Here is a 23406-nt window from a genome sequence, read left to right as displayed (position 1 = left end):
CTTTAAAGGGAAGAATTTGATTCAACAAATTTTTGGTTGATTTTGATTTAGATCCCCAAATCAAGAATAAAAGTGAGTTTTATGGCAATATTGTCTTTGAAGTTAGGCAAGTGGTTTGGTCCATAACGATAATAGCTGCCAAGTCCAAATCCGTTATATATTTGGTTGAATTCCAATCCTGATTCGAAAAAGCCTTTGTTTAAGGTCTTGTATTCGAGACCAACATGATTTTCAGGGTTTTTCATATTTCCCCAAGCCATTCGGGTAACAAAATCAATTGCGGGTTTTATCTTTTTAAAAAGAAATATTCGGCTGAAACCATGTTTGAATTGAAAAGACATGAATTCGCTAGAGAAAAATTCGTTGAAAAACATAGTCTCAAAACTGTTTTTTCCGGCAAATGTAATTCGTTGGAAAATAGTTTCTTTGTTGAGGTTGTTTGGCGAATTTCCATATAATTGCGGGAGTGGAAGATCTCCAAAAGCTTTACCTGCTTCAAACAGTAAATATGTTTGCTGTCCATCCAAATAATTAATTAGATATTCCGTTTTAAAGTCAATTTTAGAAAAACTGAAATCGTTGTTAAGGACATTTGGAATGGATTGAGTGAATTGAAATATGAATTTGGGATACCTTTTTTCAGTTTCAATTCTGCCCGTAGGAGTTTGCATATAATCACTAAACGGATTCCATTTTACAGAAACCGTTGCCGTAGTCATGGTGTAGTCTGTGTATGACTTTCCATTTAGATTATAAGTGTAATTGAATTGAGGCGTTACAAAAGTATTGGCAAATACAAGAGTGCTTTCTGTATTTGGGATAATTTTGGACTCCAATGCAATTCTCCAATTTTCATAGCGGTAAAAAGTACTGAAGTTGATGGAACGTGGATCGTATATTTTGAAAGCTCTTCGTTCGACGGCATAATCGGTGCTGGCATTTTCATGGAGATCATCAGTATAACTCGCACCAATCCAAGTGTTGGAGAATTTATCGACTCTGGCACCAGCGCCAAAACTGTATTTGAAATTATAATCTCTCAATCCGTAAGCACCATATCCTTCTAGTCTATATTTGCTGGAAAATGCATTATTAGTGGTTCCACCAATACCCAGTCGAAGACCTTCATAATTGTTGTAACTGAGTATTTTGCGCAAATCAAAATCCCAAACATTGAAAGGCAAATAACCGCTTAGGATTTTTCGTCCGAGATTCAGCCTGTTTTCGATTCTTTTTTTTACCGAAATACTGTCAACCAATAAATAAGTTTTCTGGCTGCGGAGATCTAATTTCTCCTGTCTGTATTGTTCCCAAAAGCTTTCAGGTTTGTCTATCGCTTCGTCTTTGAGTTCAACAGCGACAATTGGTTTGTTGATTATAACAGGAGCGTTATATGTAACGTCAAAGTTTGTTGTTTGGGAATATACGTATATATAATCCGATTCGACTCTTTTTCGTTTCTTTAGATTTTCTTCTATGTCACCATCGAACTGAATCGTTCCACCCAATATTTTTATGTCGTCATCATTGGTTCCTTTTACGATTTTGAATTTTTTTTCTGAAGGAAACCATAGATTTTCTTCTGGAATGTATTGAAATTCGTGAGTTCCGCTAATGTCCAGTATGCCTTTGATTCGCATGATTGCTTTTGCGATTCCGTAATTGTCCTGATCGATGTACAGAATCCCTTCCAAGCCCGCAGCTTTTTTCTTTTTCTTGTTTTTGAAATGAATCATATAAGCATTTCTGCCATTTATAGCCACTGTGTCAAGAAGTTTGAAGTTGTAATCAGTTAAGGCGTCATCGGCGATTGGGCTGTTGTATTTGGTTTCAAAAAGTTCGTATTTGGAATCGTAAATGGAAAAAGATTGAAGGTTAAATGAAAGGATTTCGTAAACCGGTTGTTTGAATCCTGACATTCTGGTTCCTAAGATGGTTTCCTTTAGTCTGTCTCCGTCGTATTGGTATTGTGATACTTTTTCGGTTTGGAACAAATGCTGTTTTGAAATAAGCTGTTTGAATTTGTAATTGGTCGAATCCAATTTTTTGAAATGTTTTTCAAATGGATTGATTGTAAAAACAGAGTCAATTTTACCTTTGATTGAATCCGGATTTGCTGTAACGATGAGTTTGTTGTAGGCTTTAAATTCAAAACTTTTGAGCTTTTCCTGCGGATTGTTCTTTGTTTTGTTCAGAATGGTTTTTTTTATTATGGCTAAGGCTGGATTGATATTAGAAATTTTTACTTCGTTGAGCGAGTTTGTTTTTTGCTGAAGAAATATTTTGTAATACAATTGATTGCTTTCCACAGCAATAGATTGTTGCTGGTAACCTACATAAGAAACGGTTAAAAACGAAATTTTGTTTTTGGAAGTAATACTGAATTTTCCATCCACGTCTGAAATCGTGTTGGAGCCATCATTGGCAGAAATGGTAGCAAATGCAAGTCCTTTTTGGGTCGAAGCGTCTTTGACAATTCCGTTTACTTGAAATTGCGCTTGGATCGAAAGCGTAAAAAAGAAGAACAATAAAAAAAAGTGCTTCATAAAAACGGGTTGTTGCAAAAGATGTTCGGTTACAATTTGTTATGGCAAAAATAGAAATAAAAAAATCTGTCTTGTTCCAAAAAACGAGACAGATTTTATATTTATTTAAACAAAAGGTTAAACTTTCATTATTTCGGCTTCTTTAACAGCAAGAAGCTCGTCGATTTTTTTGATATAGGAATTAGTCAAGTTTTGTACTTCTTCCTCGGCGCTTTTACAAATGTCTTCAGAAGTTCCTTCTTTTTCTAATTTTTTGATATCGGTATTGGCATCTTTACGGGCATTTCGAACACCAATTTTGGCATCCTCGGCTTCAGACTTTGCTTGTTTTGCCAATTCACGTCTTCTATCCTCGGTAAGTGGCGGAACGCTGATGATAATCATATCCCCATTGTTCATTGGGTTGAAACCAAGATTGGCAATCATAATTGCTTTTTCTATAGGATGCAACATACTTTTTTCAAAAGGTTGAAGCGTAATGGTTCTGGCATCTGGCGTACTGATTTTTGAAACTTGGGACAACGGAGACGCCGACCCGTAATAATCTACGAAAACACTCCCCAACATTGCCGGAGAGGCTTTTCCCGCACGAATATTCAAAAAGGATTTTTCCAAATGTTCGATAGAACCTGTCATAGATTCTTCTGTACTATCCAATATAAATTCAATTTCTTCAGTCATAACTTTATTGTTAGTTGTTTGTTATTACTGGTTTGTAGTTGACTATAAACAACAAACCAAAAACGATAAACTATATATTAACTACTGTTCCTATGTTTTGTCCTTCGCAAATTCTCAATAGATTACCTGGTTTGTTCATGTCAAACACAACAATAGGTAACTTGTTTTCCTGGCTTAAAGTAAAAGCGGTTGTATCCATTACATTCAATCCTTTGCTCAATACATCTTCAAATGATATGAAATCAAATTTTACCGCTCCGGCATTTTTCTCAGGATCACAATCGTAAACACCGTCAACACGTGTACCTTTTAAGATCACATCGGCATTGATTTCGATACCACGCAAAACGGCAGCTGTATCGGTTGTGAAATATGGGTTTCCGGTTCCTGCTCCAAAAATTACGATTCTTCCTTTTTCCAAGTGACGATCGGCTCTTCTTTTGATATAAGGTTCAGCGATGGATTCCATTTTTAGCGCAGTTTGCAAACGGGTTTTCATACCTTTGTCCTCAAGTGCGCCCTGTAATGCCATTCCGTTGATTACTGTGGCCAACATTCCCATATAATCACCTTGTACTCTGTCCATTCCTGAACTGGCTCCTGCAACACCTCTGAAAATGTTTCCTCCACCAATTACTATGGCGATTTCTACTCCTTTGGCATGAATTTGTTTGATATCATCGGCGTATTCGGCTAGACGTTTTGGGTCGATTCCGTATTGTAAATCACCCATTAAAGCTTCACCACTTAATTTTAGAAGGATTCTTTTGTATTTCATCAGTCAGGTTTTGTTTTTTTTTAAGGTTTCCCTTCGTTATCGAAAGCAAATCGGTTTATTGATTGGGTTCAATGTTTCCAAATTTGTGCAAATATAGACATAATCTGTTTTTTTTGAAAAAAGAGTTCTTAAATTTTGAATTTAGTTTTTAGTTTCTCAAAAGGGCGTCATTCGGCTAAAATCCTAAATCTGAGTTCACTTATTGAATTTTTTTTTTGGATGATGGTAAAAAGGTAAAATGTTTCTTTTTAGCCCCGATTGCAGTGAAAATCCTTATAAGTCGGTGTTCGGCTTATAAGATTGTAACGGAAAGCGGGACCAATGCTTGCTGAAAATACCAAATGTTTATGCTTCAAAAAACACTAATTGTTTGCAGCTTTTTGGCTGTAATTTTATGAAAATAAGGCTTTTTTGTCTTTTATAAAGTGATTTTTATCACATTTTTTAAAGAATCATATGGCTACTTTTGTATCAAATAAACTTGTATAATGAAATGGGCATGTCGACATTGTAGTGTACACCAATGAAGATGTGCCGGTTTTATGTAATGATGAAAAACAGAAAAAGCTATGAAAAATTCGGTAGCAAAAGCTTTACTCAATAGTTATTCCTATTTGGAATTTAAAGATTTAATATCCAATTTATTGCATGAAGGAAAATCAACCGGAAATGTGCAATCTGAAGATTTGTTGCAATACAGTACTTTGAATGAAATCCGATTGAAGCGTTTAGATAAAACGCTTGTTGTTCCTGATGAAATAAAAGAGCAATTGAAGTCGTTCGAGAATGAATATATTTGGTTGGTCATCGCTGAAGGTTGGTGTGGAGATGCCGCTCAGATTCTTCCTATTTTGAATAAAATGGCTTTAGAATCTGATAAAATTGACTTGCGAATTGTTTTGCGCGATGCAAATGATGAACTAATGAACTATTTTTTGACCAATGGGGCAAGAGCCATCCCGAAATTGCTTATCATCGATAAAGAATCAGGAAAAGTTTGTAATCATTGGGGGCCAAGACCACAAGGTGCTACTGATTTAATTCAAAATTATAAAAAAGAGTTTGGTGTTGTAAATGAAGAAGCCAAAACGCAACTGCAGTTATGGTATTTAAAAGATAAAGGTTTGTCTGTTCAGGAAGAAGTCGTTGAGATGATGTTGTCTTCAGTAGATGAATGTGTTTGTGTATAGTTTGTTATAAATAGGTTAGATAGTTTCAATGAAAAAAGACGAATCATTTTTGTGATTCGTCTTTTTTGTTTTTAATGAAAATCTATAAAACAGCTTTTTTGGAATGATTTATGAATCAGTATTATTGACTTGATATATCATCAAGTTGTTTTCTTTTTTTGCCAATAACTACAATTCCTTTTGGAGTTTGTTTAACTGTCTCAAAATATCGTTTCCCATTTTCAACTCTACTGCGTATGTAACTTGGTGCACGTCTTAACATAACACAAAATTGATTAAAAAGATTACCATTGAAGAATAAAGAATGATCCCCTTGCCTTAAAATATTATCATGAATATTAGAAAGGTTGCCCCATTTATAAATTCCATCTTCTAAAACATAATAGTCAGAAGTAGTTGGCAGGTATGTAATCATTTCGTTCGGCTCTAAATCAGTAATTTTTTTTCCTTTTTCGAGAGTTTTTTTCTTTTTAAATTTTAAAGTGTCTATTTTATTGAAATCTAAATTTTTAAATTCTTTGTTGAAGGAATAATATAAAGTTTTTATATATTGTTTTTTACTTTTTCTATAGGTAAAATAAATTTCTCCAAAATAATATACATACGGTGTTCTAAATTGCTCATTTTTTAAAGTTTTGAATTTTTTTTCGTAATCCTCTAAAACCTGCTCAGAAGATTGATTGTCTGATGCTCTATATTTAAGAGCTTCTTTTGTGAAATTATCGAAAGCTAATGGATAGCTTGAAGAGCAATAACCCCAGTACCAATTTGGTTTAAAATTGATTTCCATAGGTTTATTGTAAAGTATAGTGTAGGGACTTTCGTAAAAAACTATCTTGTCAATTTTTATATGAGGTAATTTATCATAATAAACGTTTTCGGTAGTTTTGTTAGATTGTGCTGTTATAAGTACAGGTAATAGTAATAGTATTCTGAAGATTTTCATGTTCTTATTCTTTTGTTAGATTTATTAGGATATGACCTTAAATCGTGATCTAAAGATAGTTTGTTTTTTAAATGAATCTATTGAAAAACTGATTTATTCTTATAAAAAAAAGTACAGCTTTCACTGTACTTTCTAACTATTTAATATAAATGTTTTTAAAATTGTTACTCGTCTTTTTTCGGAACTAAAGTATCCACAAAAGCGGTCACATCAATAGCATTTTTTACATCATAATCCCCAATTTTGGTTCGGCGTAAAACGGTTAAATGTGAACCTGAATTCATGGCGCGTCCAAAATCGTAAGCTAGTGAACGGATATAAGTTCCTTTACTGCATACCACTCTAAAATCGACTTCAGGAAGAGCGATTCGGGTGATTTCAAATTCGTGGATTGTGGTTTTTCTTGAAGCTATTTCTACGGTTTCACCTGCACGGGCATGTTCGTATAAGCGAACGCCGTCTTTTTTGATAGCCGAAAAAATGGGTGGTTTTTGGTCGATTTCACCCAAAAACTGTTTTACGGTTTCGTGTATAAGCGATTCGTCGATATGGTCTGTCGGGAAAGTCTGGTCGATTTCGGTTTCCAAATCATAGGAAGAGGTCGTGGCTCCTATATAAAAAGTTCCCGTGTATTCTTTGGCCTGCCCTTGAAGTTCTGATATTTTTTTGGTGAATTTTCCGGTACAGATCAATAATAATCCGCTAGCCAAAGGATCCAAAGTGCCTGCATGCCCAATTTTAAATTTCTTAGGCAAACCCGCTTTGTTGATTAGCGAATATTTTATTTTATTGACCGCCTGAAACGAGGTCCAATGCAAAGGCTTATCGATTAAGAGGACCTGACCGTTTAAAAAATCTTCGGTAGTCATTAAATTACGGTCAAAGGATGAATGAAATAATGAATCGCAAGTAATATTAGTCCTGCAATTATTCGGTAATAACCAAAAACCTTAAATCCGTTTTTTGTCAAAAATCCGATGAAACTTTTAATTGCTAAAAGTGCAACAATAAAAGCAACCACATTTCCAATAATCAAGAAATTGATTTGGTCGTGGGACAAAACAAATCCGTCTTTATAATAATCGTAGCATTTTTTTACCGTTGCACCAAGCATGGTAGGAACTGCAAGGAAAAATGAAAATTCAGCTGCAGAGGTGCGGGATAATTTTTGTGACATTCCACCAACGATTGATGCACCACTTCGGGAAACACCGGGAATCATGGCAAGGCATTGGAACAAGCCTATTTTTAAAGCTTGACCGTAAGTAATATCCTGAGCTTTTTCGGAAACATCAGGGTTGTTGAACCATTGGTCCACTTTCAATAAAATGACTCCACCAATCAATAATGAGATGGCCACAGTTACCGGATTTTCGAGTAAAGCGTCTATTTTTTTTGCGAAAAGCAATCCAAATACAACCGCCGGAATGAAGGCAACCAACAATTTGAAATAAAAATCAAAAGATTGAAAAAAGCGTTTGAAGTACAAAACTAAAACCGACAGAATGGCTCCCAATTGAATCACGATGGTGAAAAGTTTAGTAAAATCTTCATGCGCAATTCCAAAAAAGGAAGAAGCAATAATCATGTGTCCTGTAGAAGAAACAGGCAAAAACTCTGTAATTCCTTCAATAATGGCAAGAACAATAGCTTGTAGTGTATTCATTTAATTTTAGATTTTAGATTTTAGAATTCAGATTTTAGTTGTTACTAACTGAACACTAAATACTGAATACTGCAAACTATTTTTTAGGGTTTTTAAGAATAGCGTAAATAGTGATTCCAAAACCAATTAAGACAGTAGTTGGAGCCAGACGTATTCTGCGGAAATCAAAAACGGCATCGTTAAAAACATTCGGGTCATCACTTCCACCGCCAGACATCAATATAAATCCAAGGGCAATAACCGCAATTCCAATCAATAGAATTTTATAGTTAACTTTCTCAAAAAGGAATTCGTGTTTGTTTTCTTCGTTTTTCATTTTGTTATTTCGACGAATGAAATAAGCTCATCCGTTCTTTAAAGGTTTATTTTTTAAATCAGAAATCAAAAATCGTTAATCTCAAGAATCAGAAATCAATATAAATCGTCCGTTCTCAAGTTCAGGAAACGTTGTGTAGCAAAATGAGTACTTAGCCAAGTAATCAAAACTCCTGCGCCAAATACGGCAATCAACACTAGCGCTATAATTAATTTGTCGTCCATGATTCCAAGACTTGGGAAATTGCTTTCCAAATAAAATAGCAATCCAATTAAAGCAAGAATTGCGATTCCGGCTCCAATCATTCCCAATTTTATACTACGCATCACAAAAGGTCTTCGGATAAAAGATTTGGTTGCACCCACCATTTGCATCGTTTTAATGATGAAACGGTTGGAATAAATAGAAAGACGTAAAGAACTGTTGATTAAAAGTACCGCTACAACAGTCAGAAAAGCGCTGATAATCAAGATCCACATACTGACTTTCTTGATATTGTCATTTACTAAGTTCACCAATTGTTTGTCATAAACAATATCCGAAATCATTGGGTTTTTGCGCAAGCGGCTTTCTATTTTAGAGATGCTGTCCCTAACAATATAATCGGCTTTTAAGTGAATATCATATGAGTTTTGCAAAGGATTTTCGCCCAAAAAGGTCACGAAATCTTCACCAATGATATCCGAATGTTCTTTTGCGGCCTGTTCTTTGGAAACATACACAAAGGTTTTCGAAAATTTGGTTGCTTTTAGTTCTTGTCCAAAAGCTTTTATGATTGAGTCATTGGCTTCGTTTTTGAAAAAAACGGTCATAGCTATTTTTTCTTTGAAATCATCAGCCAATTTCTTGGAATTGATGATGAAAAATCCAAGAATACCCAATAAAAACAATACTAAGGCGATACTTAGCACTACCGAAAAATAAGAGGAAATTAACCTGCGTTTTTGAAACTTTTCAAAGGATGAACTCATAGCGTATAAAAATTATGGGGTAAAAATAATAAACATATTCATTAATCTGAACTTAAAGTCTCCCAAAGTTTCAATTTTACTACATTTTTTTGACTTTAAAGCCGAGTTCGATGATTATTTTTTGGGAGCAGAAACATTTGGCTTTTTCAGGTAATATCCTCCCGCTTTACACTACAATCTCTTGTCTTGAACCCCAAGACAAGAGGATTTTCGTTTCAATCGGGGCTAAAAGGAAGCATTTTGGCTTTTTAAGAATCATTGAAAAAAGCTTTTAAAATCTCGCAAAGGCGCAGAGACACAAAGATTTAAACCTTTTCTTTGCGTCTTCGCGCCTTTGCGAGAACTAATGATTCGGCAGCAGGAACTAAATCTTCCCGACATTCCAAGTTAATGACACATAATAGAAAGCTCCAATTTGTGGGCCTCCCAAAATAGAATAATACGGTTTGTTCAAAAGATTGGTAGCACCAAGCTTCGCCACAACCCCCGATTTTGTAAAGCTGTAATTGGTTTGCGCATCCATCGTCCAATATGCAGGAACGGAACCGCTTACAAGGAACGAAACATAGTCATATTTGCTTTGCTGATGATAGCCAACACTTGCCCCTAAGTTTTTCCAAAAGTTATCGGCGATTATGGTTCCGTTGGCCATTATTTGTGGGGTGTTGAAACCGTCTTCCAATCCGTCTTTGTCATCGGTTCTGTCCAATTTAGAATAAGTCACATTCCCTAAAGCCGAGAATATATCATTGAATCGGTATTTTAGCCCTAAACTGCTTCCGTAATTGTAGATTTTACTTTTGGAATTCGTCCACAAACGGTAACGGTTTTGGGTGTTTTTATTATACAAAGCTGTTGGTATCTGTGCAGGATCGCTTGTGTTCGGGATAGAAGCTTCCACTTGGGCAATAAAGTTTTCGTAGTTGTTGTAATAAAAGTCGGCATCGATAAACAAGCTCTTTTTTAAGGCTACACCTCTGAATCCAAATTCATAGGAACGTACAAATTCAGGCTCCAAATAGGTGTAAGGATTTTTTTGAATCACGCCTTTATTTTTGTCGATGGCCTGTGCTTGGGTCAATCCCAATGTGTTGATGTCGCTCGTTACCTGAGCCTGAAATTTATCGATAGAAACTTTGGTATAAGAGTTTTCAAAAATTCCGTCAGACATAATGCGTAATCCTCCAACGCGCTTTACGCCACCGCTGTTTACGTTTGAAAACCCTTCGAAAATACTCGGGAATCGGTAACCGCTTTGGTACGAGGCACGGAAGTTAATTTCTTCTTTTGGAGAATAAACGGCTGTAATTCTCGGTGTGAATTTCACGTCAAAATAATCGGCTTTGTCGGCACGGATGGTAGCACTCAAACGTAATTTTTTATCAAATAAATCTTTGCTTAACTGAGTAAATCCGCCTGTTTTGCCATATTTTAAGTTTTCTCCGGGATTCTCAGGATTGATGAAATAATTTCCGTCGGGTACAATGATGTAAGTTCTATAGTCAAAACCGCTTAGGAGCTGCGCACCCATTTTTTGGAAAAAATCTTTAAAAGCTTTGTCCCAATTGAATAAACCTTCGGAATGGATAAGGTCTGATTTTACTCGTAACGCCGCTCCGTAATCCCAATTGTTGATGTTGACCAATTCTTCTTTTTTCTGTTCATAAGCAGCAGTACCGGGAATAAATCTTCCTTGGTCAGATGCAGTTCTTGCTATTTTATGAGCATCGGCAATGGTCGATCCACCTGTTATTGCTGAGCTGTAGGTTTTCGTGTAATCGGTGAACCATTGGTCATCTGATTTGAAGGCGCGATCCATATTTTCCGCCAAAGAGCGCATGTTGTATGAATTTCCAGTATTTTCGTGCGTTAAATAAGCACGAACCATAAAAATATCGGTATGATAATCAATCGCATATTGGCTAAGTTTATAATCGTCGAGCCTAAAACGGTTCGAACGCTGATAAACGGTGTTGATTAAAGCACCTTTATAAGTAACTGCCAATTCATGTCCTTGTTTTGGACGGAAGTACAAACCGCCATCCCATTTGTAATTTTCGATATTATAATCGGCAATATCCGTTTCGCGGTAACCTGTTCTGGAAACCACATATTTTTTTCCGTTGAGTGTCAGTGTTCTTCGGTTAGCCGATTCGTTTCCGTAACCGTTTACTTCGTCAAATGCGGGATTATCACTGCCGTATAAATTGGTGGAAGCATTGATGTTTGGTGCCAAATCGGTTCGGTTGTCCGCAACCCAATCGGTTCCGTTAGTGATGGATCCGTTTACTTTGAAGGCTAGTTTTGAATTGAAAGCCTTGGCATAGCGCAGATTGGTCGTGGTAAAAAGTTGCGGAGAAAAACGATCAATATTTCCGGTATGGTTGACACCTGTTATTTGCTGTATGCTCATTCCCTGATACTGAAACGGATTTTTGGTTTGGATATTTGCAAGTCCGTTGATAGCGTTCATCCCGTACAAAGCCGCCGCCGATCCTGGGATTACCTCAATTTTGTCAATATCAAGGTCATTGGCTCCAAGGGCGTTCGCAATTGGTGCACCTAGATGTGGTGCCTGATTGTCTATACCATCGATTAATTGTGCAAAACGGACATTGGTAGTATTAGCGAAACCTCTTGTGTTTATTACTTTGAAACCTAAACTTGGTGTGATAACCTGTACACTTTTTAGGTTTTCCAAGGCATCAAAATTGGTTGGCGAACCGTAGTTTTTCGCATCGACAGATTTCAATTGTTCAATGGTGATTGGGGAGCGCAAAAATGTTTCCTGAGTACGTGAAGCTGAGATTACAACTTCTTTGAGGATTTCTTTTTTGATGGTGTCTTGTTCTTTTTTTGAGTTTCCGGATTGAGCGAAACTTTTCAGGCTTAAGGCGAGTAGGAATAGAGGGAATTTTTTCTGCATAAAGATAGTTTTTCAGTATGTTTTAAAAAGAATACTGCTATTTGTGATTTAGTTTAGTTATTATTTGTTTAATATTTCAGTATGTTTAAAAATGAATAGTGAGTGATAAAAAATTTTAAAACTTCAAATTTTGGGTTTCTTTTTGGGCAAAATCCTTAATTCGTTTTTCGATTTCGTAAAAAGTCTGAATGGCTTTTTCTCCGGCTTCGGTTAATCTAGCGCCACCGCCGCCTTTTCCTCCAAGGAGTTTTTGGACCAAAGGGCTTTCGGCACGTTTGTTCATTTCTTCAACCAATTGCCAAGCCTGCCGATAAGCCATTTTCATTTCTTTGGCGGCATTAGTAATAGAGCCCGTTTTCCCAATGTTCTCCAACAGCCAAACCCTACCAATACCCAAAAAAGAACCTTCGGCTTCTTCAACCCAAATTCTTACAGCAATGGAGTATTTTTTATTTTCGGACATAGGATTATGTTTTTAGAAACATATCGGCAAACATACGTATTTTTACGTAGAAATAAAATTTAATTCAGAAAAATTTGAATTTGTATTCCTGCAAGGTTTCAAAAATATAAGTTTAGAGAAGAGTTTTGTTTGTCATTCCTGATGTACTTTGAGAATAATCAAAAAAAATCTGCGTGAATCTGCGAAATCTGCGTGAAAAAATACGGCACGCAGATTTCGCAGATGAAATGATTAATGATGTTAGGAAATAACCTGAATAATTGGATTAAAAGCTTTGGAAGCGACCAATACTTTTTGGCCAACTTTAAAGTTTTGAATTTCGTCTTCGGTGGCGACAACCCTAATAATATTGTTTCCAGAAGAAACTTGTATTACATATATGATGTCACTTTTGTGGATACTGATAATTTCGCCGGTTAATTTGAATTTGCTGCTTATTTTATCTTCCAAAAATACACTTCCGGGAGTTCCTTCTTTAATGACTTTTCCTTTATCCAAATGAATGACACTGTCCGAAAGTTTGAATATTTCGGGCATAGAGTGTGTAATCATTAAAGTGGTCAATTGGTACTTTTGATGAATCTTTAAAATATAATCCTGAAGTTTAAATCGCATTTCGTCATCAAGTGCAGAAAGAGGTTCGTCCAACAAAAGGATTTTTGGTCTACGGACAATGGCTCGAGCCAAAGCGACACGCTGTTTTTGTCCTCCCGATAAGTTTTGCGGTTTGCTGTTTTGTAGCTGTTGCAATTCCATCAGTTCGATCAATTCGGAGATGATGTTGATGTCGTCGCCTTTTTGCAAAGCAAATTCTAAATTCTCTTTTACAGTTAAATTCGGAAACAGCGCATAATCCTGAAATACAAAACCAATGGAACGTTTTTGTACAGGCAAATGGATTTTTTTCTCAGAATCGTCCCAAATATTATCTTCAACAGTAATTATACTTTTGCCGGCTTGGGTAAGTCCTGCCAATATTCTTAAGAGCGTTGTTTTTCCCGCACCCGAATTTCCATAAATAGCCAAGAATTGTCCTTTTTGGATGGAAAAGGAAACATCCAAAGGCAATTCACCGTCTGCGGTTTGCAGCATTTTGTAGGCTTTAAAATGTATCATTAATGAAGATTTGTTTTTCGGGATTTATTATTGATTAAATGAACGACTAACAAAATAGAAAAAGAAAACGCAAACAAAATTCTCGCGTAAATATTGGCATTATCGTAATTCATCGATTCGACTTCTTCGTAAATAGCAATGGAAACTACCTTGGTTTCATGAGGAATACTTCCCCCAACCATAAGGACTACACCAAATTCTCCAACCGTATGCGCAAAAGTCATAATGATTCCGGTGAGCAGTGAAGGACGGATATTGGGAAGAATGATTTTTAAAATGGTTACAAATCTTGATTTTCCCAATGTAAAAGAAGCTTCCTGTAATGAAACCGGTAAGTTTTTTAATCCGGATAAAATGGGATTTACCATAAAAGGTAAACTATATAAAACGGATGCGAGAATTAATCCTTGGAACGTAAAAACCAATCGTAAATTAAAATATTCGGATAAAAATTCACCAAAAGCATTTTCTGGGCTAAATGCTAGAAGGAGGTAAAAACCCAAAACAGATGGCGGAAGTACCAAAGGCAAACTGATAATGGCTTCGATAATGGCTTTGAATCGAAATCGGCTATAGGCAAGCCAGTAACAAAGCGGGATCGCCAAAAGAAAGAGAATTAGCGTTGTGATAAGCGCTAGTTTTGCCGTGAGCCATAATGGAGAAAAATCAATCATTGGGAGATAAGCTTACTTCGTTTGTTTTTACTAATGCCAATACAGTGTCGTTTTTTTTAAGCTGTAATTCTTCACAAGCATTTGTTGTTATTATGGATTCGACAATTGTTTCACCAAAGTTCAGGTTGATTTGACTGAGCAAAACACCTTTTATAATGGATTCAATTGTGCAATGCATTCGGTTTTGAATGCTGAGATTCGGGTTTAAATCTTTAGAAATTATGACTTCGGTTTCTTTAAAAATGATTTTTACGAAATGACCGTTCTTGAGATAAGAGGCAGTTTCGGCTGTGTCAAGAACAATCGAAGTGAAAAGGGTATTGTTGGAATTCACTTTTACCAATGAAATTCCTTGGTATGATTGAATTGTCGTTATGTATCCGTTTAATGTATTCATTTTTTAGCAGTTGAATAACCGTAATATTTTAAAATGGCAATGGCTTTTTTTGAGGAAATAAAGTTATAAAATTTAACCGCACTTGCATTTCCTTGTGCGCGTTTCAGGATTACGCAGCCTTGCTCCAAGGGCGAGTGGCTTTTTTCGGGGATGATATAATATTTACCTCCTTCTTTCTGCATATTTGGGGTGAGTACCAATGATAGAGCTATAATTCCGATGTCGGCGGCTCCGGTGGTGGCAAATTGGGCTGTTTGATTGATGTTTTCACCAAAAACCAATTTGCTTTTTATTTTATCATAGACTTTGTAGAATTTTAAACTTTCGACCGCTTTTTCACCATAAGGCGCTGTTGACGGGTTGGCAATGGCTATTTTTTGAATATTGGCATCCAAAAGGCAGTTCATTTTCCGTTTGTTTGGATCTGTTTTTTTACTCCAAATGGCTAATTTTCCGGTGGCGTACATTTTAATTTCCGATGCTGTCAGTTTTTTTTCTTTCAATTGATTTGGATAATCCATATCGGCGGAAAAGAATAAATCGAAAGGAGCGCCATTGGAAATCTGTTCAAATAATTTTCCTGAAGCTCCGTAGGTTATTTGCGAGTCTATATTTGGGTTTTGTTTTTTGAAAACGGTATTTATTGAGTCTAATGCTACTTTTAGATTGGCAGCAGCTACAATGGTGATTTTTTGTTGTGCTTTTACTGTCCCGAATGCCGACAGTATAAGGGTTATTAGGATTAAGAATAGAGAGTTTTTAGGAATCATTAGTTTTACTTAATTTTCATTGTGTTTTGACTAATAGACACAAATTTGAGGATTAATTTTATATTAGAATTCTATTTAATTGCCTCGTAGAGGCTCACGGTTTGTAGCAATTATTTGGTATTTGTTTAAAAGCTCCATAGGAGCGAACTGTTTATCATTGAATCCATTGATATAAATATTTTTCATCATATTCAATTTCAAATTTTTCTAAAAACGAAATATATTCTTCTTTGAAGGTTTGTTTTTTATGATTGCTTTCTTGGTTTAGAATGTATTTTATTACATTATCGAGTTGACTTTTTGAATAAGAAAATGCTCCATATCCTTCCTGCCAATTGAATTTTCCGTTAATCCATTTGTTGTCATTAATGAATTTTGAAGAACCTGCTTTTATATCCCTTACTAGATCGGAAATTGCCATGTTTGGTTTTATTCCAATCAAAATATGGACATGATCGGGCATTGCAAAAATAGCTAATAACTTTTGTTCTCTATTGGAAACAATGCCGGTAATGAATTTGTGCAATTCTTCGCGGTTTTCTTTTCTAATAAGATTTTCTCGCCCTTTTACAGCAAAAACAATTTGAATATAAATTTGTGAATACGTATTTGCCATAGAATCATTTTTTCAGGTCGCTCCTATGGAGCTAAAATCAAAACCGCTTATTTCTACAAACAGTTTACCTCTACGAGGTCTCATTATTCGGTGAACTATTTAACTAATATCAAATAAGAAGCAACCAACCAAAAATAAGTATTTCCACTTAATTAAATGATTTATTTTTTTGTTTAAGAAATAACTTTGGCACAATGTACAATAAACGTAAATTTGCGGCTTTATAATTTAAAACTTAGAAACTTAGTTACTCGGTAACTTAGCAACTCACATAAAAATGACTTGAGTGTGCGAAAGCATGACTCCATTAAAAATAAAATATAAAAACAAGGAATGAAATACAATCCGAACGAAATAGAAGCCAAATGGCAAAAATACTGGGCTGATAACAAAACTTTTGCAGCCAAAAATGATTCTGAAAAGCCGAAACATTATGTTTTGGACATGTTTCCTTACCCATCGGGAGCGGGATTGCACGTTGGGCATCCGCTGGGGTACATTGCTTCGGATGTGTATTCGAGATACAAAAGACATCAAGGTTTTAACGTGTTGCACCCAATGGGATATGACAGTTTTGGGCTTCCTGCTGAGCAATATGCGATTCAGACCGGGCAACGTCCTGAGGATACAACCCGCGTAAACATTGACGGAGGTGTGGACAAGGAAGGGAAAGTGATTGCCGGCTACAGAAAGCAGTTGGATAAAATAGGATTTTCATTTGATTGGGATCGTGAAGTTCGTACTTCGAATCCTGATTATTACAAGCATACGCAGTGGATTTTTATCCAATTGTTCAATTCGTGGTACAATAAAGATACCGACAAAGCTGAAGATATTTCGACTTTGGTTGCTGTTTTTTCGTCAGAAGGAAATGCAAACGTAAACGCGGTTTGTGATGATAATATAGAAATTTTTTCTGCTGATGAATGGAACGCTTTCGCAAAAGAGGAGCAGGAGCGTATTTTGTTGCAGTATCGATTGACTTATTTGGCAGAAACAGAAGTGAACTGGTGTCCGGGATTGGGAACGGTTTTGGCAAATGACGAAATAGTAAACGGTGTTTCGGAACGTGGCGGTTTTCCTGTTGTTCGTAAAAAAATGACGCAATGGAGTATGCGAATTTCGGCTTATGCTGAGCGTTTATTGCAGGGTTTGGATACTATTGACTGGAGCGAAAGTATCAAGGAAAGTCAGAGAAACTGGATTGGAAAATCGGTTGGAGCGTCAGTAGAATTTAGATTGCAGAATTCAGAAGGCAGTATTTCAGTTTTCACCACCCGTCCTGACACTATTTTTGGAGTTACATTTATGACTTTGGCGCCGGAACATGAATTGGTGGCACAAATTACAACTGCGGAGCAAAAAGCGGAAGTTGAAGCCTATATAGAAAAAACGGCAAAACGTTCTGAAAGAGAGCGTATGGCTGATGTAAAAACCATTTCGGGAGTTTTTACAGGTGCTTATGCGGAACATCCGTTTACAAAAGAGCCAATTCCGGTTTGGATTGGCGATTATGTTTTGGCGGGTTATGGAACTGGAGCTGTAATGGCGGTTCCTTGTGGAGACGAAAGGGATTATGCTTTTGCGAATTTCTTCAAAGGTCAGAACGGAATGCCTGAAATCAAAAACATTTTTGCGAATGTTGATATTTCAGAATCGGCTTATGGTTCAAAAGATAATGTAGAAATTGCTAATTCAGATTTCCTGAACGGTTTGAATTATAAAGAAGCGACCAAGAAAGTTATCGCTGAACTGGAAAAATTAGGTCAAGGAAAAGGGAAAACCAATTACCGTTTGCGTGATGCCGTTTTCTCCCGTCAAAGATATTGGGGAGAGCCGTTTCCTGTTTATTATGTGAATGGTTTGCCTCAAATGATCGATAATAAACATTTGCCGATTATTTTGCCAGAAGTTGAGAAATATTTGCCAACTGAAGACGGATTGCCTCCATTAGGAAACGCTTCTGTTTGGGCATGGGATACCGTAAACAATAAAGTTGTTAATACTGATTTGGTTGACAATGTTTCGGTTTTTCCTTTGGAACTGAACACGATGCCGGGTTGGGCAGGGAGTTCATGGTACTGGATGCGTTATATGGATGCGCAGAATGAAGGGGAGTTTGCAAGTCAGGAGGCTTTGAAATATTGGGAAAGCGTGGATTTATACATTGGCGGAAGCGAACACGCAACAGGTCACTTATTGTATAGCCGTTTTTGGAACAAATTCCTAAAAGACAAAGGTTTTGCTCCAACTGAAGAACCCTTCAAAAAACTGATTAATCAGGGAATGATTTTGGGGATGAGTGCTTTTGTTTATAGATTGGAAGTTTTGTATCATCACTTTAAAGATAATGCAGTAAGATCAGGAACTGATGGTAAAATATATGTTGATATCTATATCTCAAAAAAAATAATTGAAAAATATAATTTAGATAAAGATGTCACTTTTCTTCCAGAATCTATACAAGAAGATATAGCTTATTATATTTCTGTTTTTAAGAAAAAAAATGAAGGCTGGGAAATCAATTATACACTAGATTTCCATCCAATTCATGTTGATGTATCAATCGTTAATTCTTCTGATGAATTAGATATTGAAAAATTCAAAGCTTGGAGAGAAGATTATGCCAATGCAGAATTCATTTGTGGAGAAAACGGAAAATACATCGTTGGTCGCGAAGTCGAAAAAATGTCAAAATCAAAATACAATGTAGTAACTCCTGATGATATTTGTGCGGAATATGGTGCCGATACCTTGCGTTTATACGAGATGTTTTTAGGACCATTGGAACAGGCAAAACCATGGAATACTGCCGGAATTTCGGGTGTTTTTGGTTTCCTTAAAAAATTATGGCGTTTGTATTTTGATGAAAATGGTTTAATTGTTAACAATGACGAACCAACAAAAGACAATTTAAAATCGTTGCACAAAACCATCAAGAAAGTCGCTGACGATATTGAGAATTTCTCTTTCAATACTTCGGTTTCGCAGTTTATGATTTGTGTGAATGAATTGTCAACTCAAAACTGTCATTCGCGTGCGATTTTAGAGCCGTTGGCGGTTGTGATTTCGCCTTACGCTCCACACATTGCCGAGGAATTATGGTCGTTGTTAGGGAATGAAGGTTCGATTGCAACGGTTCCATTCCCTGTTTTTGAAGAGAAGCATTTGGTGGAAAGCGAAAAAGAATATCCGGTGTCTTTCAACGGGAAAATGCGTTTCACCATCAAATTGCCTTTGGATTTAACCAAAGAGCAAATTGAGGAAATCGTTATGAAAGACGAAAGAACCATCAAACAATTGGATGGAAAAACACCAAACAAGGTGATTATCGTTCCGGGGAAAATTATTAATTTGGTGGGATAAGGTAAATGTGAATGGTGAGTTGTGAATTGTAAATGCAACTAACCCAAATATTTTAAGAATCCAAATTTCAATGACATTGTGTTAATTGGAATTTGGATTTTTTTTTAAAACACATAGAAACATAGATTTTTTTTGCTTTTGATAAAGCGTTTCACTTTTTGATACTAGATCATAGCTATGTTAACCCAGAAATGGGCTATCTAATTCTTTATTTTTCTATGTTTCTATGTGTTTAAAATTTTATTGATTGCTATTTTGAAATTACTATTTTAAAGATTTTTTAACGGATGTCAAATTGGCATTTTCTAAATTTGGTTCACAATTTGATGCTTATTTAAAAACAAAAAATCAAAATATGGGAATGAGTTATTTAATACTTGCGGGCGGAATTATGTTGGCAAGTTGGTTAGTGAGTTCTACACTAAAGAGTAAATTTGAGTTTTACTCGAGATTGCATTTGCAAAATGGTATGTCGGGTGCGGAAATCGCCGAGAAAATGCTTGCTGATAACGGAATTTATGATGTTCGTGTCATTTCGACTCCGGGTCAGTTAACTGACCATTATAATCCGGCGGATAAAACGGTTAATCTGAGCGAGGCGGTTTACAACCAACGTAATGCGGCTGCTGCAGCCGTTGCTGCTCACGAATGTGGTCACGCGGTACAGCACGCACGAGGTTATCAATGGCTGACGTTGCGCTCACAGTTAGTGCCAATTGTAAATGTGGCTTCGTCGTATATGCAATGGATTTTATTGGCCGGAATCTTGATGCTGCGTACTTTTCCGCAGTTACTATTGGTTGGTATTGTAATATTTGCCGCCACGACTTTATTTTCGATTGTTACTTTGCCGGTGGAGTATGATGCGAGCAACAGGGCTTTGGCTTGGTTGGAAAACAAAAGAATGCTTACAAGAGAAGAGCAAGCCGGAGCAAAAGATGCTTTGAAATGGGCTGCCAGAACGTATGTTGTTGCCGCTTTAGGTTCTATTGCGACTTTGTTGTATTATATTTCAATTTTCAATAACAGAAGGTAGATTTTTGCCATTAAAAAAAGAAATCCGTTTCGTTTTGCAACTTGACGGATTTTTTTATTGAAGTATTGAAAGTTTTATTCCTGCATGCCCTGTTCTTGCCATTTTACTAAAACAGCAACTTCTGCTTCTGTTAGAGCGGGTTTTTTGTTTACCGGAGGCATGAATTTACGGTTGTCTTGCGGTAGTTTTACGCGTTCGATTATCGAGGCGATATGTTCTTTTACTTGAGCGTAGTTTTCAAAAGGTTCTTTTCTTCCCTGAGGTGGCATATGGCAGGGAGTGCAACTGTTGGCAATAATTGGTTTGATGTCATTGTTGTAGCTTATTTTTTTCTCTACAGCTTTGTATTCTGCTCCTTTTTTGGTGGAGTTGCAATTCATTAAAACAATAGAAAAAGGGAGGATGAGCAGGACGAGTTTGAGTTTTTTCATGTAGTAGTTGTTTATTGGTTTTTATTGTTAATATGCAATTATTGGATTTTTTTCTTTTATTATTCGATGCTTGTCAAAGGTTGAAAATTTTAGACTATTCTCTTGACCAAAGGTTTAATTCATTCGTGGCCTAAAAGTATAAAAGTTTAGGTTTTGGAGTTGCATCCAAAATAGTAAAAAAATAAAATTCCAAATTCCAACAGATTAAAGTTGGGATTTGGAATTTTAAATTTGGAATATTGTATGTGTCTATTTTGCTTTGTTGACCTCAATAATGTATTTTTCCAAAGCCATTGTCATAGATGGCGTTCCCGGAGTTGGAGCCATAATGTCCACGCGTAATCCGTGATCCAAAGCTTCTTTTTGAGTGGTGCTGCCAAAAACAGCTATGCGAGTATTGTTTTGTTCAAAATCAGGAAAGTTTTTGTATAATGATTTAATTCCGGTAGGGCTAAAGAAAGCCAATACATCATAATAAACATCGGCCAAATCGGACAGGTCACTCATAACGGTTTTATAAAAAATAGCTGGAGTCCAGTCCACTTTCAAGGTGTTCATCGTTACAGGAATATCAGCGTTCAATTGGTCAGATGCAGGCAATAAAAACTTTTCGTCTTTATATTTTTTGATTAAAGGCGATAAATCGGCAAAGTCTTTTGGCCCAACATAGATCTTACGTTTTCTGTACACCACATATTTTTGCAGGTAAAATGCAATGGCTTCAGATTGGCAGAAATACTTTAATCCTTCAGGAACTTTATAACGCATTTCATCAGCTACTCTGAAAAAATGATCCACAGCATTTTTACTTGTTAATATAATAGCAGTGTAGTTATTAAGATCGATTTTCTGAAGTCTAATCTCTTTTGCGCTTACTCCTTCTACGTGTATAAAAGGTCTGAAATCAATTTTAACTTTATGCTTTTGTTGCAGCTCAAAGTATGGAGAATTTTCTACTTTAGGTTCTGGTTGTGACACCAAAATTGTTTTCACTTTCATATTAAAAAAAATTTCTAAACGCTACCTTTTGTAAACCAATAATACATAAAATAATAGGGTGCTATTTCAAGAGTGCAAAGATATAAAATAAAATAAAACAACTTACCGAAAATTTCGTTTCTGTAGTTTTTTATTGAGTATATATAAAGTAAAACGTTCAGAACTACGATGGTATAAAGGATAGTAAGCGGAATGTTTTTTAGAATGGTGTCATAATAGTATAAAATGATGTCAATTGGAAGTAATACTAAACCGACATAAGTACGGTATGTAACCTTCTGTAGATTAAATTGTTCTACAAGTTCTTCTATTTTGAATGTGGTCGCAATGATTTTTTCAACTAAAAATTTCGATAAAATGAAGTAAACGACAAAAGTAAATATTTGGATAAAAAGGATCCAATCGGTTTTTGAACCATGACCAAAATTGGCCAGTAAAATTTGAATGAAAAATGAAAAGGAAATTACCTGAACGAAGAATAACGAGATGGAAAACATTCCCATCAAGTGACTACTGTCTCGGTATATTCTTACGTACTTGTCTGAAAATATTAACTTGGTGAAATCTTCAAAGCGGTTTTCATAGACCGATTTGGTTAAAGCAACTATACCAAAAGACAAAATAAAAACGAGGGTTACCCAGTCGTTTGTGTCTGTTATTCTAGGATGAAGTACGTGTTCAGTCATAATTAGGACAAAATTAGTAATTTTTATAACATTATTTATTATAATTTTATTATTATCAAATGGCATAAAAAGGTTATTTTTGCACGGAAATTAAGCGAAACATGAATAGTTGCATTGTTATAATTCCCACCTATAACGAAATTGAAAACATTGAAAGCATCATTAGGGCAGTGCTCTCTCAACACAAACCTTTCCATGTCTTAATTATTGACGATAATTCCCCGGATCATACTGCCGATAGAGTAGCTATGCTTCAGTCTGAGTTTGATGGTAGGTTGTTTTTGGAAAAAAGAGCCAAGAAATCGGGGTTAGGGACTGCTTATGTTCATGGATTTAGATGGGCGTTGCAAAATAATTATGATTTTATTTTTGAAATGGATGCCGATTTTTCGCACAATCCTTCAGATTTAGAAAAATTATACGATGCCTGTCATTTTGGAGATGCTGATTTGGCAATTGGTTCGCGATATGTAACTGGGGTAAATGTTGTAAACTGGCCTTTGAGCCGAGTGTTGTTGTCTTATTTTGCTTCGGTTTATGTTCGAATGATTACCGGAATGAAAATTCATGATGCAACCGCCGGTTTTGTTTGTTATAAAAGGGGAGTGCTTGAAGCAATTAATTTGGACAAAATCAAATTTGTTGGGTATGCTTTTCAGATTGAGATGAAATACCGCACGTTTTGTAAAAAATTTGCCATTTCGGAAGTGCCTATTATTTTTACCGATAGAACTAAAGGGCAATCCAAAATGAGCAATTCAATTATTAGAGAAGCCGTATTTGGAGTTATCATGTTACGATTAAAAAAAATGGTTAACAGTTTGTAAAAGAA

22 protein-coding genes are annotated in these 23406 nt (G+C 35.8%); 4 read left to right on the top strand and 18 right to left on the bottom strand.

The window, feature by feature from the left end:
* Nucleotides 1–47: 47 nt before the first annotated feature.
* The 3 genes from OZP12_RS00365 to pyrH all read right to left on the bottom strand — a co-directional run bounded on the left by OZP12_RS00365 (nucleotide 48) and on the right by pyrH (nucleotide 4005).
* Nucleotides 48–2546: a DUF5686 family protein gene (locus OZP12_RS00365; RefSeq protein ID WP_281227053.1), complete on the bottom strand. Its 2499-nt coding sequence runs from the start codon at nucleotides 2544–2546 to the stop codon at nucleotides 48–50.
* A gap of 117 nt (nucleotides 2547–2663) precedes the next feature.
* Complete coding sequence (gene frr / locus OZP12_RS00360) at nucleotides 2664–3227, bottom strand: ribosome recycling factor (RefSeq protein WP_281227052.1); 564 nt, start codon at nucleotides 3225–3227, stop codon at nucleotides 2664–2666.
* A gap of 70 nt (nucleotides 3228–3297) precedes the next feature.
* Nucleotides 3298–4005, bottom strand: coding sequence for a UMP kinase (pyrH, locus tag OZP12_RS00355; RefSeq protein ID WP_281227051.1), 708 nt, complete (start codon nucleotides 4003–4005; stop codon nucleotides 3298–3300).
* 569 nt (nucleotides 4006–4574) lie between these two features.
* Between pyrH and OZP12_RS00350 the strand changes: the two genes are divergently transcribed.
* Nucleotides 4575–5195, top strand: a complete 621-nt coding sequence (locus OZP12_RS00350) for a thioredoxin family protein (protein WP_281227050.1) — start codon at nucleotides 4575–4577, stop codon at nucleotides 5193–5195.
* 121 nt (nucleotides 5196–5316) lie between these two features.
* Here the strand turns inward: OZP12_RS00350 and OZP12_RS00345 are convergent, their stop codons facing one another.
* From OZP12_RS00345 to tnpA, 12 genes are all read right to left on the bottom strand, one after another.
* Nucleotides 5317–6141: a hypothetical protein gene (locus OZP12_RS00345; RefSeq protein ID WP_281227048.1), complete on the bottom strand. Its 825-nt coding sequence runs from the start codon at nucleotides 6139–6141 to the stop codon at nucleotides 5317–5319.
* Nucleotides 6142–6305: 164 nt separating this feature from the next.
* Complete coding sequence (gene truB, locus OZP12_RS00340) at nucleotides 6306–7010, bottom strand: tRNA pseudouridine(55) synthase TruB (protein ID WP_281227047.1); 705 nt, start codon at nucleotides 7008–7010, stop codon at nucleotides 6306–6308.
* Nucleotides 7010–7807, bottom strand: coding sequence for an undecaprenyl-diphosphate phosphatase (locus OZP12_RS00335; protein WP_281227046.1), 798 nt, complete (start codon nucleotides 7805–7807; stop codon nucleotides 7010–7012). Before OZP12_RS00335 ends, truB begins: the two co-directional genes overlap by 1 nt.
* A gap of 76 nt (nucleotides 7808–7883) precedes the next feature.
* Nucleotides 7884–8123 (bottom strand): DUF3098 domain-containing protein, encoded by a 240-nt coding sequence (locus OZP12_RS00330; protein ID WP_281227045.1) that lies wholly within the window; start codon nucleotides 8121–8123, stop codon nucleotides 7884–7886.
* A 95-nt stretch (nucleotides 8124–8218) separates the two neighbouring features.
* On the bottom strand, nucleotides 8219–9094 hold the full coding sequence (locus OZP12_RS00325; RefSeq protein WP_281227044.1) for a cell division protein FtsX: 876 nt from the start codon (nucleotides 9092–9094) through the stop codon (nucleotides 8219–8221).
* 364 nt (nucleotides 9095–9458) lie between these two features.
* Entirely contained in the window at nucleotides 9459–12020 is a 2562-nt protein-coding gene (locus OZP12_RS00320) for a TonB-dependent receptor (RefSeq protein ID WP_281227043.1), read from the bottom strand.
* Nucleotides 12021–12135: 115 nt separating this feature from the next.
* Nucleotides 12136–12483, bottom strand: a complete 348-nt coding sequence (locus OZP12_RS00315) for a winged helix-turn-helix domain-containing protein (RefSeq protein WP_281227042.1) — start codon at nucleotides 12481–12483, stop codon at nucleotides 12136–12138.
* A gap of 240 nt (nucleotides 12484–12723) precedes the next feature.
* Nucleotides 12724–13599 (bottom strand): ATP-binding cassette domain-containing protein, encoded by an 876-nt coding sequence (locus tag OZP12_RS00310; RefSeq protein WP_281227041.1) that lies wholly within the window; start codon nucleotides 13597–13599, stop codon nucleotides 12724–12726.
* Nucleotides 13599–14273 (bottom strand): molybdate ABC transporter permease subunit, encoded by a 675-nt coding sequence (modB, locus tag OZP12_RS00305; RefSeq protein WP_281227040.1) that lies wholly within the window; start codon nucleotides 14271–14273, stop codon nucleotides 13599–13601. The genes OZP12_RS00310 and modB overlap by 1 nt, the downstream gene beginning before the upstream one ends.
* Entirely contained in the window at nucleotides 14266–14670 is a 405-nt protein-coding gene (locus OZP12_RS00300) for a TOBE domain-containing protein (protein ID WP_281227038.1), read from the bottom strand. The genes modB and OZP12_RS00300 overlap by 8 nt, the downstream gene beginning before the upstream one ends.
* Nucleotides 14667–15440, bottom strand: a complete 774-nt coding sequence (modA, locus tag OZP12_RS00295) for a molybdate ABC transporter substrate-binding protein (protein ID WP_281227037.1) — start codon at nucleotides 15438–15440, stop codon at nucleotides 14667–14669. The genes OZP12_RS00300 and modA overlap by 4 nt, the downstream gene beginning before the upstream one ends.
* Before the next feature lie 154 nt (nucleotides 15441–15594).
* Entirely contained in the window at nucleotides 15595–16056 is a 462-nt protein-coding gene (gene tnpA, locus OZP12_RS00290) for an IS200/IS605 family transposase (RefSeq protein ID WP_281227036.1), read from the bottom strand.
* 333 nt (nucleotides 16057–16389) lie between these two features.
* On the opposite strand from tnpA, the gene OZP12_RS00285 reads away from it, so the two are divergent.
* Together OZP12_RS00285 and OZP12_RS00280 are read left to right on the top strand one after the other, a co-directional pair.
* Nucleotides 16390–19422, top strand: a complete 3033-nt coding sequence (locus tag OZP12_RS00285) for a leucine--tRNA ligase (RefSeq protein ID WP_281227035.1) — start codon at nucleotides 16390–16392, stop codon at nucleotides 19420–19422.
* A gap of 355 nt (nucleotides 19423–19777) precedes the next feature.
* Entirely contained in the window at nucleotides 19778–20458 is a 681-nt protein-coding gene (locus OZP12_RS00280) for a zinc metallopeptidase (RefSeq protein ID WP_281229107.1), read from the top strand.
* A 74-nt stretch (nucleotides 20459–20532) separates the two neighbouring features.
* Here OZP12_RS00280 and OZP12_RS00275 read toward each other — a convergent pair whose 3' ends face one another.
* The 3 genes from OZP12_RS00275 to OZP12_RS00265 all read right to left on the bottom strand — a co-directional run bounded on the left by OZP12_RS00275 (nucleotide 20533) and on the right by OZP12_RS00265 (nucleotide 22640).
* Nucleotides 20533–20889, bottom strand: coding sequence for a hypothetical protein (locus OZP12_RS00275; RefSeq protein ID WP_281227034.1), 357 nt, complete (start codon nucleotides 20887–20889; stop codon nucleotides 20533–20535).
* Between the two features lie 249 nt (nucleotides 20890–21138).
* On the bottom strand, nucleotides 21139–21888 hold the full coding sequence (locus OZP12_RS00270) for a uroporphyrinogen-III synthase (protein WP_281227033.1): 750 nt from the start codon (nucleotides 21886–21888) through the stop codon (nucleotides 21139–21141).
* Nucleotides 21889–21902: 14 nt separating this feature from the next.
* On the bottom strand, nucleotides 21903–22640 hold the full coding sequence (locus OZP12_RS00265) for a DUF4271 domain-containing protein (protein WP_349293563.1): 738 nt from the start codon (nucleotides 22638–22640) through the stop codon (nucleotides 21903–21905).
* A gap of 35 nt (nucleotides 22641–22675) precedes the next feature.
* Here OZP12_RS00265 and OZP12_RS00260 point away from each other — a divergent pair, with 35 nt between their 5' ends.
* Nucleotides 22676–23401, top strand: a complete 726-nt coding sequence (locus OZP12_RS00260) for a polyprenol monophosphomannose synthase (protein WP_281227032.1) — start codon at nucleotides 22676–22678, stop codon at nucleotides 23399–23401.
* Nucleotides 23402–23406 lie beyond the last annotated feature (5 nt).

Origin of the sequence: Flavobacterium aquiphilum (genome assembly GCF_027111335.1) — a bacterium.
In the GTDB taxonomy this organism is placed as follows: domain Bacteria; phylum Bacteroidota; class Bacteroidia; order Flavobacteriales; family Flavobacteriaceae; genus Flavobacterium; species Flavobacterium aquiphilum.
Note: the sequence above shows the minus strand (reverse complement) of the source record. Positions and strands in the feature narration are given on the sequence as shown.